General features: G+C 71.7%; 11 protein-coding genes and 1 pseudogene. 4 read left to right on the forward strand and 8 right to left on the reverse strand.

The features are described 5' to 3' along the window. From glpK to ABT085_RS11620, 5 genes and pseudogenes are all read right to left on the reverse strand, one after another. Positions 1–1524 (reverse strand): glycerol kinase GlpK, encoded by a 1524-nt coding sequence (glpK, locus tag ABT085_RS11600; RefSeq protein ID WP_351604809.1) that lies wholly within the window; start codon positions 1522–1524, stop codon positions 1–3. 21 nt (positions 1525–1545) lie between these two features. Then, positions 1546–1761 (reverse strand): annotated as a pseudogene (locus ABT085_RS11605) (aquaporin family protein); the annotation flags it as partial. A gap of 746 nt (positions 1762–2507) precedes the next feature. Then, complete coding sequence (locus ABT085_RS11610) at positions 2508–4160, reverse strand: EAL domain-containing protein (protein WP_351604812.1); 1653 nt, start codon at positions 4158–4160, stop codon at positions 2508–2510. A 145-nt stretch (positions 4161–4305) separates the two neighbouring features. Continuing rightward, positions 4306–5496 (reverse strand): lipid-transfer protein, encoded by a 1191-nt coding sequence (locus tag ABT085_RS11615; protein WP_351604815.1) that lies wholly within the window; start codon positions 5494–5496, stop codon positions 4306–4308. Positions 5497–5500: 4 nt separating this feature from the next. After that, on the reverse strand, positions 5501–5920 hold the full coding sequence (locus ABT085_RS11620; protein WP_351604837.1) for a Zn-ribbon domain-containing OB-fold protein: 420 nt from the start codon (positions 5918–5920) through the stop codon (positions 5501–5503). Positions 5921–6073: 153 nt separating this feature from the next. Between ABT085_RS11620 and ABT085_RS11625 the strand changes: the two genes are divergently transcribed. Both ABT085_RS11625 and ABT085_RS11630 read left to right on the forward strand, forming a co-directional pair. After that, entirely contained in the window at positions 6074–6889 is an 816-nt protein-coding gene (locus ABT085_RS11625; protein WP_351604818.1) for a M15 family metallopeptidase, read from the forward strand. Between the two features lie 46 nt (positions 6890–6935). Continuing rightward, complete coding sequence (locus ABT085_RS11630; RefSeq protein WP_351604820.1) at positions 6936–7472, forward strand: NUDIX domain-containing protein; 537 nt, start codon at positions 6936–6938, stop codon at positions 7470–7472. Here the strand turns inward: ABT085_RS11630 and ABT085_RS11635 are convergent. Continuing rightward, positions 7463–9841: a glycoside hydrolase family 31 protein gene (locus ABT085_RS11635; protein ID WP_351604823.1), complete on the reverse strand. Its 2379-nt coding sequence runs from the start codon at positions 9839–9841 to the stop codon at positions 7463–7465. The two genes, ABT085_RS11630 and ABT085_RS11635, sit on opposite strands and share 10 nt — an antisense overlap. A 213-nt stretch (positions 9842–10054) precedes the next feature. On the opposite strand from ABT085_RS11635, the gene ABT085_RS11640 reads away from it, so the two are divergent. Further along, on the forward strand, positions 10055–12022 hold the full coding sequence (locus tag ABT085_RS11640; protein WP_351604824.1) for an acetoacetate--CoA ligase: 1968 nt from the start codon (positions 10055–10057) through the stop codon (positions 12020–12022). Between the two features lie 263 nt (positions 12023–12285). Further along, complete coding sequence (locus ABT085_RS11645; protein WP_351604826.1) at positions 12286–13179, forward strand: DUF8829 domain-containing protein; 894 nt, start codon at positions 12286–12288, stop codon at positions 13177–13179. A gap of 68 nt (positions 13180–13247) precedes the next feature. Here ABT085_RS11645 and ptsP read toward each other — a convergent pair whose 3' ends face one another. Next, a complete protein-coding gene (gene ptsP, locus ABT085_RS11650; RefSeq protein WP_351604829.1) occupies positions 13248–14918 on the reverse strand; it encodes a phosphoenolpyruvate--protein phosphotransferase in 1671 nt (556 codons plus the stop codon). A gap of 78 nt (positions 14919–14996) precedes the next feature. Beyond that, the gene (locus ABT085_RS11655; RefSeq protein WP_351604832.1) at positions 14997–15446 is read right to left on the reverse strand and encodes a PTS sugar transporter subunit IIA; all 450 of its coding nucleotides are present in this window, start codon (positions 15444–15446) and stop codon (positions 14997–14999) included. Positions 15447–15900 lie beyond the last annotated feature (454 nt).

Below are 15900 nucleotides of genomic sequence, written 5' to 3' on the forward strand. Positions count from 1 at the left end.
CTAGTGGTCGCCGTCGTCCTCCATCCAGCCGAAGCTCTTCTCCACCGCCTTGCGCCAGTTGTGGTACTCGCGGTCGCGCACCGAGGGGTTCATGCCGGGTGTCCACTCGACGTCCTGCTGCCAGTGCGCCTTGAGTTCGCCGAGGTCGTGCCAGACGCCGGTGGCCAGCCCGGCCGCGTACGCGGCGCCCAGACAGGTCGTCTCGGAGACCTTGGGCCGGATGACGGGAACGTCGAGCACATCCGCCTGGTGCTGCATGAGCAGGTTGTTCTTCGTCATGCCGCCGTCCACCTTCAGGGTCGTGATCTGCACCCCGGAGTCCTGGAACATGGCGTCCACGACCTCGCGCGTCTGCCAGCTGGTCGCCTCCAGCACCGCGCGCGCGAGATGTCCCTTCGTGACGTACCGGGTCAGCCCCGTGATGACACCGCGCGCGTCGGAGCGCCAGTACGGCGCGAACAGACCCGAGAACGCGGGCACGATGTACGCGCCACCGTTGTCGTCGACGCTCTCCGCCAGGGTCTCGATCTCCTCGGAGGCCCGGATGATGCCGAGCTGGTCGCGGAACCACTGCACCAGCGCACCCGTTATCGCGATGGAGCCCTCCAGACAGTAGACGGGCGCCTCGGTACCGATCTTGTAGCCGATCGTCGTGAGCAGCCCGTTCTTGGACGGCACGGGGCGGTCGCCGGTGTTGAGCAGCAGGAAGCTGCCCGTGCCGTACGTGTTCTTCGCCGTCCCCACGTCGTAGCAGGCCTGGCCGAACAGGGCCGCCTGCTGATCGCCCAGTGCCGCGGCGACCGGTACGCCGGCGAGCTGGCCGACGGCGGTTCCGTACACCTCGGCGGACGACTTGATCTCGGGCAGGACGGCTTCCGGCACGTTCATCGCGGACAGGATCGAGGGGTCCCATTGCAGGGTTTCCAGATTCATCAGCATGGTGCGGCTGGCGTTGGTGACGTCGGTGACGTGCTGCCCGCCGTCGGTCCCACCGGTCAGATTCCAGATCAGCCAGGAGTCGATCGTGCCGAAGGCGATCTCGCCACGCTCGGCGCGGTCCCTCAGGCCCGGCACGTTGTCCAGCAGCCAGGCTGCCTTGGGGCCGGAGAAGTAGCTGGCCAGCGGCAGCCCGGTCTGGTCGCGGAAGCGGTCCTGCCCGTCCCCGCCGCCCAGTTGGTTGCACAGGGCGGTGGTGCGCGTGTCCTGCCACACGATGGCGTTGTGCACCGGCTTGCCCGTCCCCCGGTCCCACAGGACCGTCGTCTCGCGCTGGTTGGAGATACCGAGCCCGCTGAGATGGTCGGCCCGCAGGCCGGCGTTCGCGAGCGCCCCGGCGACCACCGCCTGCACCCTGGCCCAGATCTCCGTGGCGTCGTGCTCCACCCAGCCGGGCTTGGGGAAGATCTGGCGGTGCTCGCGCTGGTCCGCGGCGACGACCGCACCGTCCTGGTTGAAGACGATGCAACGGCTGGACGTGGTGCCCTGGTCGATCGCGGCCACGTACTTCTCGGCGTTGTCCGTCATGGCTACCCCTTGGACTCGGGTTCAGAAGGCTGCGTTGTGGAGGAGGCCCGCCCGTACACCTCCGGCCGGCGGACCGGCGACCGGGACCCGCGCGTACGCCCGGTCGGAGGTGCCCTTGTCCGGGATCGGCAGGAAGGTGTGCACGATGCGCCGACCGGGGTCGCGCGCCGGGTCGACGGCGTAGCCGGCCGGCAGGCCGAGGGAGGGGCCGATACCGGCCACGAGCATGGTGACGACCGCGCGGCTGCCGGTGCCGGACAGGACGAGGAACGCGGCACCGGTGATCTCGCCGACGACTGTGTCTCCACTGCTCATGGCGGCTCCTAGGCCGGGCCCGGTGGGTCGGCCCCGGCTGCTCCGTGCAGCGTGCGGTTCCCTCGGCGACTTCCGCCCGGCGAGGAGTCCCGCGCCCCGCCCGGCGTCCGTGACGAGCGTGCCGTCGCAGCCGAACCGCCCACGGAGAAGCGGACCTCGACCCGGGGGCCCGCACGGCGCAGTGCCGGAATCCGCCGAGAATGTACGGCGATGTCGACTGACACCGGGAAGTTTTCACCGGCACCCGAGGAGCGTCAAGCGCACCGACAGCAACGGTTGGGCCCGGCGTACTGGAGCGTGCGGCCCGCACCGCGGCCGCCCGGTGAGCTCGGCAGTGTCGGAGCGGCCTTCAGAGTCAGGCTACCCCGGGCCGGGCTCGGGGGCCCGTCCGGCACGTCCCGCCCCAGGCCGGCGGCCACGGCCCCGGTCGACCCGGACGCGCCGCCTCGCACGCCTCCGACCGGCCTGCCGCGCCTCCGCGTCTCCGACCGGACCCCGCGCCTCCGGCCAGTCGCCGACCGGCCTCCCGCGTCTCCGACCGGTCGGCCGGAACACTCCGGCGTCCGTAGCCCCGCCGAGGTCCGCTCGTCCCGTGGGAGCCGGTAGCCGCCCCGCCGAGGTACGCCCGTCCCGTGGGACCCGGTGGCCGCCCCGGCGCCCCGTGCCGCTCATCCCGTGCCGGGTTCGGCCACCGCCCACCGGGCTCCGGCGGGGGCCGCCCCCGAGCCGCGCAGGACCTCGTACCCGGACAGTCCCGCGTGCCCCAGGACCCAACTGGTGCCGTGCAACGCCTTCGCCGTCTTCTTCAAGGGCGCCAGCCAGGCGGCGGCCTGCCGGTGGTCCGTCACGCTGCCGGGCGTGCACACGACCGTGGCCAGGGAGAGCGTCACGGGCCGGCCGCCCGCGGACCAGGGCGCGTCCAGCACGGCACCGGCCAGCGGCTCCAGGCCGTCCGGATCGGCGAGCACCAGGAAGTCGTCCCCGCCGATGTGCCCCACCCGGGCGCCCGCGGTCGTGGCCCGTTGGAGCACGCGGGCCACCGACCGGATCAGCTCGTCGCCCGCCGCGAACCCGGCCCCGTCGTTGACCTGCTTGAAGTGGTCCACGTCCAGCCAGCTCAGCGCGAACGTCCGGCCGGCCGCGATCCGCCGGTCGACCTCACCGGTGATCGTGTCGGAGCCCGGCAGCCGCGTCAGCGGATTGAGCCCGGCCGCCTCCTCCACCCGGGACTCGGCCAGCGCCCGCACCAGGTCCGCGAGCCGTACGACGCCCAGGCACCGGCCGTCGTGGTCGACCACCGCCACATCGTCCGAGGTCCGTCCGCGACCGCCCACCGCCACCACGTCGAGCACCTCCCACGCGGTGGCGTCGATGCCGATGGTGCGAGGCGTGTCGCCCAGCTTCACGGCAGGCCGATCGGCGTACAGCGCGTGCCCGTACCGTCCCGACATCGACAACAGGAACCTGGAGCGGTGCACGGACCTGACGGGCACCCCGGTCCGGTCCACGAGCAGCACCCCGGACACCTCCGGGGCCCCGGTCAGCAGCTGCCGTACCTGCGCGGCGGACGCGGTCACGGGCAGCAGCGCGGCCGGGCGCACGAACTCCCGGATCGACGGGCCCGAGCGTGGACGGGGCAGGGCATCGGGGGAGCGCGGCGGAACGTATACGTCCACCGCGGGCAACCGGGACGGCGCCGCGAACAGCTCGCCCTGCGCCAGCTGTGCACCGGCCGAGAGCGCGGCCGCGTACTGGAGTTCGGTCTCCACGGCCTCGACGCACAGCAGCGCTCCGAGTCCGTCGCACAGGGTGCGCATCGCTCGGACCGCGGCCGGTCGCGGCAGCAGCGACGCGTCGAGTTTCACCAGGTCGGGCGCCATGTCGGTGAGCAGGCGCAGGGGTACGTCCCCGTCCCCGACCCCGTCCGCGCTGATCCGGAAGCCCTGCCCGCGCAGCGTGTGCACCGCGTCCAGGAGCGCTTTCTGCGGCACATGGGTGAAGGGCGGCCCGACGTCGAGCGTCACCTCCCAGGGCATCCGTCCGGCCTGCCGCACCGCGCCGTGCAGGGTGGTGAGCCCGCCGAGGTCGGCCAGCGTGCCGGCGAACACGTTCACGTGCAGGGGCAGCAGCGCCTCCTTGCGAGCAGCGGCCCGGATCGCCAGCACCGCCAGCCTGCCGTCGACCTCGGGGTTGCGCCGGGCCTCGGCCAGGATGTCGCCGGTCTCGGGGCGGGCAAGAATCTCCAGCCCCGCGACCCCGCCGGTCGAGAGGTTGATCACCGGTTGGAATGCGAAACGGAGAGTATCCGCCCAGGAGTGCACGGGAAGCATGATGGCGCTACCGGCGTACGCCCAAGCCCAGTTCATAAGACGTTCACGCAGGATTCCCAGGTGATCACACAGAGTGGAAGAACCGGGGTGTGCGCCCGGGTTCGCAGCCGGGGTGCCGCGGCCGTCCGGCCCGCGATCAGCGGACGGCGACGACCGCCGACCCGTGCCCGAACAGCCCCTGGTTGGTGCTGATCCCCACGCGCGCGCCCGGGATCTGGCGGTCCCCCGCGGTGCCTCTCAACTGCCAGGTCAGCTCGCACACCTGGGCGATCGCCTGGGCCGGAACCGCCTCCCCGAAGGAGGCCAGCCCTCCGCTCGCGTTGACGGGTATGCGCCCGCCCGGCCCCGTCGCGCCCTCGCGCAGCAGTTTCGCGCCCTCGCCCCCGCCGCACAGTCCCAGATCCTCGTACCACTGCAACTCCAGGGCGGTGGACAGGTCGTAAACCTCGGCGAGGGACAGGTCCTCGGGGCCGATGCCCGCCTCCTCATAGGCGGACCGTGCGATCGACGCGCGGAACGGGTCGGCGGCGGGCTCCACCACGGCCGCCGAGTCCGTGGCGATGTCCGGCAGGTCGAGGACGGTGTGCGGATACCGCGGTGTCACCGTGGAGACCGCACGGATCCGCACCGGTTCGGGCGATGAGTTGCGGCGCGCGAACTCCATGCTGGACAGCACCAGTGCCGCCCCGCCGTCCGAGGTGGCGCAGATGTCGAGCAGCCGCAGCGGATCGGCAACCACCGCGGAGGCGGCGACCTCCTCCGCGGTGACCCGCGAGCGGTAGCGCGCATACGGATTCAGCGACCCCATCGCCGCGTTCTTCACCTTGACCTGCGCGAAGTCCTCGGTCGTGTCTCCGTGCTCGGCCATGCGCCGGCGCGCGAACAGCCCGAAGTACACCGGATTCGTCGCTCCGAGCACCCGGAAACGCAGCCAGTCGGGATCGTCGGGCCGGTCCCCGTCCGCGGGCCGGAAGAACCCCTTGGGCGCTGCGTCCGCCCCCACCACGAGCACGACGTCCGCCAGACCCGCCAGGATCTGCGCCCGCGCGGTGCTCACCGCCTGCGCGCCGGACGCGCAGGCCGCGTACACGCTGGTCACCCGGGCCCCCTGCCAGCCCAGCGCCTTGGCGAAGGTAGCCCCCGCCACATATCCCGGGTAGCCGCCGCGGACCGTGTCCGCACCCACGATCGAGCCGACGTCACGCCAGTCCAGCCCCGCGTCGGCGAGAGCCGCGCGGGCCGCCACCGCCCCGTACTCCACGAAGCCGCGCCCCCACTTGCCCCACGGGTGCATCCCCGCGCCGAGCACCGCCACATCGTCCGTCATGCGCTCACACCCCCGTCGGCCGCCAGTTCCAGGTCGTCCAGGTCGTCTCCGGGTCCCCGTGCAGCACGCCGGGGACGACCTCCACCTCCATGCCCACCGTCAGATCGGCGACGGTGACCCCGGGAGCCGCCTGACCCAGCACCACGATCCGCTCGGACTCCAGCTCCACAGCGATCAACGCGTACGGCTCCCACGGAAGTTCCGGGTCGGTCACATAGGGTGACGGTGGTCGGTATCTGCTGTCCGTGTACGACCAGACACGCCCGCGCCGCGACAACGGCACCTCCGCCAGCTCGCCCCCTGAGCAGCCGGGATTGCGGCAGTGGATGTCCTCGCGCGGGAAGAAGATGCAGGCGCAGGCCGAGCAGCGGGTGCCGAGGAGCCGGAAGTCCTCCGGACCGCCGGCGAACCATCCGTCGACCACCGGTGTGCGGGTACGTGCCACGGCGCCTCCTCGACAACGGATCTGACGGAACGTCAGAAGTGCGTCAGAAGTGTGTCACGAGTCACCGGAATTGGGCAGGGACGCAGGCGACCGCTTCCCCCGCCGGACCTGTTCTTGATAGATGCAGGAGGCATGACGCGACCTTCCGGCGCCTTACGCGCCCTGATCACCGTGCTCGCCGCCCTGCTGGCCATGACCGCCGCCTCCGCGACCGCGACCGCGCGGGCGGGGACCGACCCCAAGGCCCCGGTCGACTTCGTGGCGCTGAGAGCCGTCGACCCCACGATCATCCAGGAGATGCGCTACATCACCCCGCACAATTTCGTCGGCGCGCGCATCGACGGCTACGAGCAGCCCCTGTGCCTCCTCACCCGCCCGGCCGCCGAAGCCCTCCACCGGGCCCAGATCCGCCTGCTCCGCCGGGGCTACAGCCTGAAGGTCTACGACTGCTACCGGCCGCAGCGCGCCGTCGACCACTTCGTGCGCTGGGCCGAGAACCTCGACGATCAGCGGATGAAGAGCGAGTTCTACCCCGAGGTGGACAAGACCCGGCTGTTCGAGGACGGCTACATCGCCGAGAAGTCCGGCCACAGCCGCGGCTCGACGACGGACCTCACGATCGTCAGGCTCCCTGCCGTGCCGACCCGGCCCTACGTCCCGGGCGAGCCCCTGGTTTCCTGCCATGCGCCGAGGAGCGAGCGCTTCCCCGACAACTCCGTGGACATGGGCACCGGGTTCGACTGCTTCGACACCCTGGCCCATACGCTCGACCCGCGCGTCCAGGGCGAGCAGCGCGCCAACAGACTGCTGCTCAAGAGCACCCTGGAAGGCCTCGGCTTCGTGAACCTCGCCGAGGAATGGTGGCACTACACCTTCAAGCCCGAGCCCTACCCGGACACCTACTTCGACTTCCCCGTCTCCGCCAAGTCCCTCGCCGAACGCCGCTGAGCAGCCGGGGGCGACGCCCTCTCCAGCATCGGATACAGTCCGCCGCGTGTCCGAAAATCCACATGCCGTTCCCAACTCCGCGCCCGGCAGCCACTGTTCGAGCTGCGGAGCGCCTTATGGAGAGGGCGTCTCCGGCTGGCCCCGCACCTGTCCCGCCTGCGGCGCCGTCACCTATCGCAACCCGCTTCCCGTGGCGGTCGCGCTCCAGCCCGTGTACGACGCGACGGGAACCGCGCTGGTCGTCATCACCCGAACCATCGCCCCCGCGCGCGGGGGCACCGCGTTGCCGGGCGGCTTCGTCGACGACCGCGAGGACTGGCGGCACGCCGTCGTGCGCGAGCTCATGGAGGAGACCGGGATCGACGCCACGAGCCGCGAGGTCCGGCTCGCCGACGCGATGAGCTCCCCGGACGGCCATCTGCTGCTGTTCGGACTGCTTCCGGAGCGTCCGGCGGACCGGCTCCCCGCCTCCGCGGCCACGGACGAGACCGCGGGCTGGCACCTGCTGCGCCGGCCCGCGGAACTCGCCTTCCCGTTGCACACCCTGGCCGTGCGGGGGTTCTTCGAGGGCCGTTACGCCTGAACCTCGCGCCCGGCGAGTCCCCGTACGCGCACCGGGCAGGACGGTTCGTGCCCGCCGTCCCGCCCCTCCCGCTCGACGACCACGCGCCGGTCCTCCCAGCGGGTCGTGTAGCGCTCCGCCTCCGCCTCCTCCCAGCCGTCGCCCCTGTCCCGGACGACCAGGCCGCCTCCCGTGCGGTCCGGGGCCGGGGCCCACACCTCCAGCTCCAGGCGGTCGTCCTCGCCCTGTACGGGAATCACCGCACCCGCGCGCGCGAACACCGGTATCCGCGACAAGGGAGCGTCCACCAGGACCTGGCCGGGCCCCTCGTACGGCTGTTCCGTCGCCGTGTCGTACCAGAGACCGCGCGGCAGCTGCACCGCACGCCGGTCCGCACCCGGATCGAGCACCGGAGCCACCAGCAGACAGTCACCCAGCAGGAACGCGTCCTCGCAGTCACGCAGCACCCGGTCCCCGGGAGTGCTCCACCACAGCGGGCGTACGTACGGCGCACCCGTGCGTCTGGCCAGATGCGCCAGCGTCATGAAGTACGGCAGCAGCCGCCGGCGTCCCGCGAGCGCCACGCGCGCGTGCTCCAGCGTGTCCGTACCGAAGTCCCACGGCTCCCCGTCCCCCGCGCGCAGGCTCGCCCGAGTACGCAACAGCGGCAGATACGAGCCCAGCTGGAGCCAGCGCACATACAACTCGGGCGACGGGGTCCTGCCGAAGCCGCCCACGTCCGGCCCCGAGTACGGCACCCCGCACAGCCCCAGCCCCATGACCAGCGACAGCGACACCCGCAGTCCGGGCCAGCCGGTCGCCACGGCACCGGACGACGTGCCCCCGTACCGCTGCATGCCCGCCCACCCGGACCGGGAGAGGACGAACGGACGCTCCTGGGGTGCCAGCTCCCGCAGCCCCTCGTGCGCGGCCTTCGTCATGCACAGCGCATAGACGTTGTGCGCCTCGCGATGGTCACCGCCCCGCTCGTCGAGCGAGTGCCGGGCCGACCGCGGCAGCGTGGACTCGCCGAACGCCGTGAACGAGGTCGGCTCGTCCATGTCGTGCCAGAACCCCGAGAAGCCCTGCGCCAGCCGCTCCGCGTACAGAGCGCCCCACCACTTGCGCACGCGCGCGTGCGTGAAGTCCGGGTACACCGCCTCCCCGGCGCGCGCGACCCCCTGGACGGACTCCCCGGCGGCGTCCCGGACGAAGGCGTCCAGGGCGTCCCCGCCGTCGTACACGGCGTTCCCCGAGGTGGCCCGGACCGCCGGGTCGACGATCGACACCAGGCGGATCCCGTCCCGGCGCAACTCCTTGGCCAGCCCCGGCAGCCCGGGGAAGCGGCTGCGGTCGACCGTGAACACCTGGTGCTCGTCGTAGTGGCCGACGCCGAGGTGGACGGCGTCGAGCGGCAGACCGTGCTCCTGGTGGCCCGCGACGATCCGCCGGACCTCCCGCTCACCGCCGACCCCCCGGCGCACGTGCTGGTGACCGAGCGCCCAGGCCGGCGGCAACGCGGGCGCACCGGTGAGCGAGGCCCAGGCGAGCAGCACGCGCGCGGGGGTGCCCACCATCACCCAGCAGCGCAGCGGGCCGCCGTCCATCCGCAGTTCGCACCTGCCGGCCCGGTCGTGCCCGGAACCGGCGCCCTCCTCACCCTCCCGCAGAGCCACCGCGCCGTCCCACGAGGTGTCGTGGAACACCAGATGAGTGGCTGCGTCAGCCACGACGAGCTGCACCGGCATGGTGACGTGCAGGGGGTCGTCGCCGGCCGTGAAGGGACGGCCAGGGCCCGTGTTCCACAGCCGGTACGTCCCGTTCCGCAACCGGGGGCCGGACGCCCGCCCTCCCAGCCCGAAGAACCGCGCGTCCGCGGACACCTCCGAGCGCTGCATCCAACGGGCCGGCCCGCCGCCGACGGGCTCCCACCAGCGCGGCGGCAGGTCGCGACGGAGCGTCACTCCTCCCGGGGTGCGCACCTCGACCGCGCCGTGGCGCGAGACCGCGATCGTCACGCGCTCCGCCACGACCCGCCAGCCACCGTCCTTGTCCGGCTCCAGCACCGCCCGCGGATCGGGCTGAGGGCAGCGCCCCGCCAGCGCGTACGACGGCTCGGGACCGGCCCCGTCCCACCCCCAGAACACCGCCCCGTTCATGGTGACGAGGATCCGCAGCTCGGAGCGGCTGAACTGCAGCGTGCCACCGCCCGGACCCGGCTCGGCGCTCTGCACGGGACCGGGCACCCGGGCCCGCTCCACGCCCCGCGGCGGCAGCCCGGCGGCATCGACACGCCTCCTGCGCCACGCGGCCCGCATGGTGCGCAACCTCTGGGCGGCCCCCGCGGAGCCGACCGCCATCATCGAACGCACCACGTCACGACCGTCCATGCTGCTCACCCTGCCATCGACCGCGCCGAGAATGCGTGGCGTTCAACTTCCGTTCACCCTGGCTGGCACCACATCTTCATCACGCGGACTATGTGGGACTCACCCTGGTGCTGAAGTCGATCACATGGCATCGTCCGTGTCAGCCGCGTCACGCGCACAACCCAGCCCGTGCGCGACCGACGCACACCACGCGCACAGTCCGGGAGCCGCCCCATGTCGATCGTGAACCCCCAGCCGCTCTGGCAACCCGATCCGGAGCGTAGTGCCCAGGCGCAGGTCACCAGGTTCCAGGCCTGGGCGGCCGAACGGCACGGAGCCCCGGCCGAGGGCGGCTACCCCGCGCTGCACCGCTGGTCGATGGACAAGCTGGACACCTTCTGGAAGGCCGTCACGGAGTGGTTCGACGTACGGTTCTCCACGCCCTACGCACGCGTGCTGGGCGACCGGTCGATGCCCGGCGCCGAGTGGTTTCCCGGGGCGACGCTGAACTACGCCGAGCACGCGCTGCGCGCCGCCGCCACCCGCCCGGACGAACCGGCCCTCCTCCACGTCGACGAGACCCATGACCCGCGCCCGGTGACCTGGACCGAACTGCGCCGCCAGGTCGGCTCCCTGGCCGCCGAACTGCGCGCGCTCGGCGTACGCCCCGGAGACCGCGTCAGCGGCTACCTCCCGAACATCCCGCAGGCCGTCGTGGCCCTCCTGGCGACCGCGGCCGTGGGCGGTGTCTGGACCTCCTGCGCTCCCGACTTCGGCGCCCGCAGCGTCCTCGACCGTTTCCAGCAGGTCGAACCCGTCGTCCTGTTCACCGTCGACGGCTACCGCTACGGCGGCAAGGAGCACGACCGCCGCGAGACCGTCGCCGAACTGCGCCGCGAACTGCCGACCCTGCGCGCCGTCGTCCACATCCCCCTCCTGGGCACCGAGGCACCTGAAGGCGCACTCGAATGGTCGGCGCTGACCGCCGCGGACGTGGAGCCCGTCTTCGAACAGGTGCCCTTCGAGCACCCTCTGTGGGTGCTGTACTCCTCCGGCACGACAGGCCTGCCCAAGGCCATCGTCCAGTCCCAGGGCGGCATCCTGGTCGAGCACCTCAAGCAGCTCGGCCTGCACTGCGACCTCGGCCCCGAGGACCGCTTCTTCTGGTACACCTCGACCGGCTGGATGATGTGGAACTTCCTCGTCTCCGGCCTGCTCACCGGCACCACGGTCGTCCTCTACGACGGCAGCCCCGGCTACCCCGACACCGGCGCCCAGTGGCGGGTGGCCGAACGCACCGGAGCCACCCTCTACGGCACCTCGGCCGCCTACGTCATGGCCTGCCGCAAGGCGGGCGTCCACCCCTCGCGCGACTTCGACCTCTCCCGGGTGCGGTGTGTCGCCACCACCGGTTCGCCCCTGCCGCCCGACGGGTTCCGGTGGCTGCACGACGAGGTGGGCGACGACCTCTGGATCGCCTCCGTCAGCGGCGGCACGGACGTCTGCTCCTGCTTCGCGGGAGCCGTCCCCACCCTCCCCGTGCACATCGGGGAACTCCAGGCACCCGGCCTCGGCACCGACCTCCAGTCCTGGGACCCCGACGGCCGGCCCGTCGTCGACGAGGTCGGCGAACTCGTGGTCACCAACCCCATGCCCTCGATGCCCGTGCGCTTCTGGAACGACCCTGACGGCAGCCGCTACCACGACAGCTACTTCGACACGTATCCCGGTGTATGGCGTCACGGCGACTGGATCACGGTCACCTCACGCGGCTCCGTCGTCATCCACGGACGCTCCGACTCCACCCTCAACCGCCAGGGCGTCCGGATGGGCTCCGCCGACATCTACGAAGCCGTCGAACGCCTCCCCGAGATCAAGGAATCCCTCGTCATCGGCGTCGAACAGCCCGACGGCGGCTACTGGATGCCCCTCTTCGTGCACCTGGCCCCGGGAGCGGTCCTCGACGACGCCCTGCTGGACCGCATCAAGCGGACCATCCGGGAACAGCTCTCACCCCGTCATGTCCCGGACGAGGTCATCGAGGTCCCCGGCATCCCGCACACCCTGACCGGAAAGCGCATCGAAGTCCCCGTCAAGCGGCTGCTCCAGGGCACCGCGCTGGAGAAGGCGGTCAACCCCGGCTCCATCGACAACCTCGAACTGCTCCACTTCTACGAGGACCTCGCCCGCAAGCGCGCCTGACCCTCCGCCGGGAGGAACCGGTCATCCCCCGTGGGCGGCCACGGACCCGCCGAGCACGCCGGCGAGGTCCGAGGCCGGCCGCCCACCGACCGTCACCACCGCCATCGTCGCAGGACCGGCAGGCTGGGCCACCTTCGACGACTTCATCGCCGTGACCTGCGCATTTCGGCAGGGCGCGGCCCGTGAACGCCCCACCGACCCCCCATTGTCAGTGGCGCCGATTACTGTGAGTGAGAATTGATCGACCATGCACAGGGGGAAACATGGCACTCACCGACGCCCGGACCATGCGACGTGTCCTACGCCGCGAGATCGCCGGAACCATCGGCCTGCTGACCGACGAACACGACTTCCGCGCCATGCTCCGCTACCGCAGCTTCGCATTCGACGATCACGCGACCTACCTGGAACACGTGGAGACCCTCCTCAGGATCCGGGCGACGCAGGGCAGCCACACCACGGTCGCGCTCTTCGACCCGCAGGAGTACGCCGAGTACTGCGCGGCCGCCGACCTCGACCCCGACGACCCCGCCAGCCGCACCCGCTTCACCGCCGAACTCGCGGCCACCGGCCCCACCGTCCCCTACGACGGTGAGCCGCTCAGCGACCTCGTGCCCGCCCTCGTCGACGAGGCCGTCCGACAGGCCACCTGGGAGTACGCGACGACACTCCTCGCCCGCCTCGGCACCTGCGCATCCTGCGGCGAGGACATCGGCCGCGCCGCCCTCGCCCGCGCCTGGCATCTTGTGGCCCGCATCCTCGACACGGCCCCGCCCGGCGACCGGCACCTCGTATGCAGCGTCTCGACCACCCCCGAGACACTCGTCGCCGTCCTCCACGCGGACGACGACACCGACGGGGACACATCGCTCGACGAGGCCGAAGCGCTCGAGTTCACCACGGTCCTGGCCCTCGGCATCGGCACCCGCAGCCCCGGCGGCATCGTCATGAGGACCAGCGCACCCGGCAACCCCGACCGCATCTACGGGTGGCGCCTGCGCGGTGAGGACCTGGTGCCCCTCACCGCGGGCGAGGTCTTCGACGCCTGCTGCACCGACGTGGAGAACGGGGACCTGATCTCCCCGGAGTCCGGCGTCGACTACGGCGAACCGCCCGACCTCCGGACGGACGGGCCGACCCCGGGCCACCGCCACTGAACGACGCGGGGCGCCCCACCCGATGGTGGAGCGCCCCGCACGAACGGCCGACGGCAGGCCCGGTCCGGCTACTCGCCGGACAGCACCGCCCGAGCCGCCTCACGTGCCTCCGCGGCACTGTCCGCGGCCCGAGCCGCGGCGGCGGCCCGCTCGCACTGGGCCAGCGTGTGCTTCGCCAGCGCCGACCGGACATAAGGAAGCGACGCCGCTCCCATCGAAAGAGAGGTGACCCCCAGCCCCGTCAGCACACAGGCGAGCAGCGGGTCCGACGCGGCCTCGCCACAGACACCACAGCTCTTGCCCTCGGCCTTCGCCGCATCCGCGGACAGCGCGACCAGGTCGAGCAGCGCGGGCTGCCACGGATCCTGCAGACGGGACACCGCGCCCACCTGCCGGTCGGCCGCGAAGGTGTACTGCGCGAGGTCGTTCGTTCCCAGCGACAGGAACTCGACCTCCTGCAGGATCGAGCGCGCCCGCAGCGCGGCCGACGGAATCTCCACCATCGCGCCGAACTTCGCCCGCAGTCCCGCCTCGCGACACGCGTCGGCGAACGCCTTCGCGTCGGCGCGGTCCGCCACCATCGGGGCCATCACCTCGAGGTAGACCGGCAGTCCGTCGGCAGCCTTCGCCAGCGCGGTGAGCTGGGTGTGCAGTACGTCGGGGTGGTCCAGCAGCGTCCGCAGCCCGCGCACACCGAGTGCCGGGTTCGGTTCGTCGGCCGGGGTCAGGAAGTCGAGCGGCTTGTCCGCACCGGCGTCCAGGACACGGACGACGACCCGCCCCTCGGGGAACGCCTCGAGAACCTGACGGTAGGCCTCGATCTGCTTCTCCTCGGACGGCGCCTTCTTGCTGTCGTCCAGGAAGAGGAACTCGGTGCGGAACAGTCCGACACCCTCGGCCCCGGCCGCGACGGCGGCAGGCACATCGGAGGGGCCTCCGACGTTCGCCAGCAGCGGGATCTTGTGTCCGTCGGCGGTGGCGCCCGGCCCGGTCGAGGCCGCCAGCGCGGCCTTGCGCTCGGCGGCGGCGGCCCGCAGCTGCGCGCTCTTCTCCTCGCTCGGGCGGACGAAGATCTCACCGGTACTGCCGTCGACAGCGATGGGCGTTCCCTCGGCCAGCTCACCGGCACCGGGCAGCGCCACCACGGCCGGCACCCCGAGTGCCCTGGCCAGAATCGCGCTGTGGCTGGTCGGCCCGCCCTCCTCGGTGACGAAGCCGAGCACCAGGGTCGGGTCGAGCAGGGCCGTGTCGGCCGGGGCGAGGTCACGCGCGACCAGGACGTACGGCTCGTCGCTGTCCGGGACGCCCGGCATGGGCACCCCGAGCAGCCGGGCGACGATACGGTTCCGCACGTCGTCGAGGTCGGCCACGCGACCGGCGAGGTACTCACCCGCGTTCGCCAGCAGCTCGCGGTAGGAGGCGAAGGCGTCGTACACCGCACGCTCCGCGGTGCTGCCGACGGCGATCCGCCGGTCCACGTCCGCCATCAGCTCGGGGTCCTGGGCCATCATCGCCTGAGCCTCGAGCACGGCCTGGGCCTCGCCGCCGGCCAGGTTGCCGCGTGCCATCAGGTCCGCGGCCACCGCCTCGACGGCCTGGCGGGCACGGCCCTGCTCCCGCTCCGCCTCCTCGGCCCGGATCTGCTTGGCCGGCGGTTCGAGGACCGCCGTTCCCATGTGCCGAACCTCGCCGATCGCGACCCCGTGGCTCACGCCGACGCCTCGAAGCGTTGTCTCCATGTCACCCTCTCCGGCTAGTGCGGCGGGTTCCTCCGCCGCGATGTTTGTCCGACTCGCCGTCGTGGGACGGCGCTGACCTCAGTTCCAGACGAAGAGGCTGTCGCCGGTCTTTACGTCGCCGTCCTCGCGGAGTTCGGAGAGAGCCTCAGCCGTGGCCTCCAGTGCCACGATCGGGCACACCGCGGACTTGCCCGCGGCCTCGACGGCGGCAGGGTCCCAGCGGATGACGGCCTGTCCGCACACCACGGTGTCCCCCTTGTTGACCAGCAGCTCGAAGCCCTCGCCGTTGAGCTGCACCGTGTCGATGCCGAGATGGGTGAGAACGCCGTGACCGTTCTCGTCGACGACGACGAACGCGTGCGGGTGGAGGGAGACGACGACGCCGCTCACCGGGGCGACTGCCACCGAAGGCTCACGCACGGGGTCGACAGCGGTGCCCGGGCCGACCATGGCTCCGGAGAAGACCGGATCCGGCACAGCGGCCAGTCCGATGGCGCGTCCTTCGACAGGGGACGTCACGGTGGTCATAAGGAGCCTCCCGGAGGTGGAGCTGCATACGGGCCGTCATTACGGGTGCGGGGCGGCCCACTCGGCAGCAGGTTATGTCATATGAAGTGCCGGTTCCGGATGATACGTACCAATGGTGGTCTAGACCACATCCCGTTTGGATTTGCACCGCCTCGTGGGCCCGGGTAGAGTCGTACTCCTGCTTGGGGATGAGCGGCGCCATGAGGTGCCCTCGCCCGGCGGAACCCAACTTGTCAGATCCTATCTCGGGATCGCCTTCCGCATGCCTGCGGGACGGTGGTCAGGGAGACGGAAAAACGCTGATAGAGTTGGAAACACCGAAGGGAAGCGCCCGGAGGAAAGCCACGAGAGATTCTCTCGGGTGAGTACAAAGGAAGCGTCCGTTCCTTGAGAACTCAACAGCGTGCCAAAAATCAACGCCAGATATGTTGATACCCCGTCTCCGGCCGATCGG

Source organism: Streptomyces sp. NPDC002265, assembly GCF_040296125.1.
Lineage (GTDB): Bacteria > Actinomycetota > Actinomycetes > Streptomycetales > Streptomycetaceae > Streptomyces.

Bases quoted from the DNA above. Each gene is read 5' to 3' on its own strand.
- glpK (WP_351604809.1), bottom strand. From the start codon at position 1,524: ATGACGGACAACGCCGAGAAGTACGTGGCCGCGATCGACCAGGGCACC.
- ABT085_RS11615 (WP_351604815.1), bottom strand. From the start codon at position 5,496: ATGACGGACGATGTGGCGGTGCTCGGCGCGGGGATGCACCCGTGGGGC.
- ABT085_RS11625 (WP_351604818.1), top strand. From the start codon at position 6,074: ATGACGCGACCTTCCGGCGCCTTACGCGCCCTGATCACCGTGCTCGCC.
- ABT085_RS11635 (WP_351604823.1), bottom strand. From the start codon at position 9,841: ATGGACGGTCGTGACGTGGTGCGTTCGATGATGGCGGTCGGCTCCGCG.
- ABT085_RS11640 (WP_351604824.1), top strand. From the start codon at position 10,055: ATGTCGATCGTGAACCCCCAGCCGCTCTGGCAACCCGATCCGGAGCGT.
- ABT085_RS11645 (WP_351604826.1), top strand. From the start codon at position 12,286: ATGGCACTCACCGACGCCCGGACCATGCGACGTGTCCTACGCCGCGAG.
- ptsP (WP_351604829.1), bottom strand. From the start codon at position 14,918: ATGGAGACAACGCTTCGAGGCGTCGGCGTGAGCCACGGGGTCGCGATC.
- ABT085_RS11655 (WP_351604832.1), bottom strand. From the start codon at position 15,446: ATGACCACCGTGACGTCCCCTGTCGAAGGACGCGCCATCGGACTGGCC.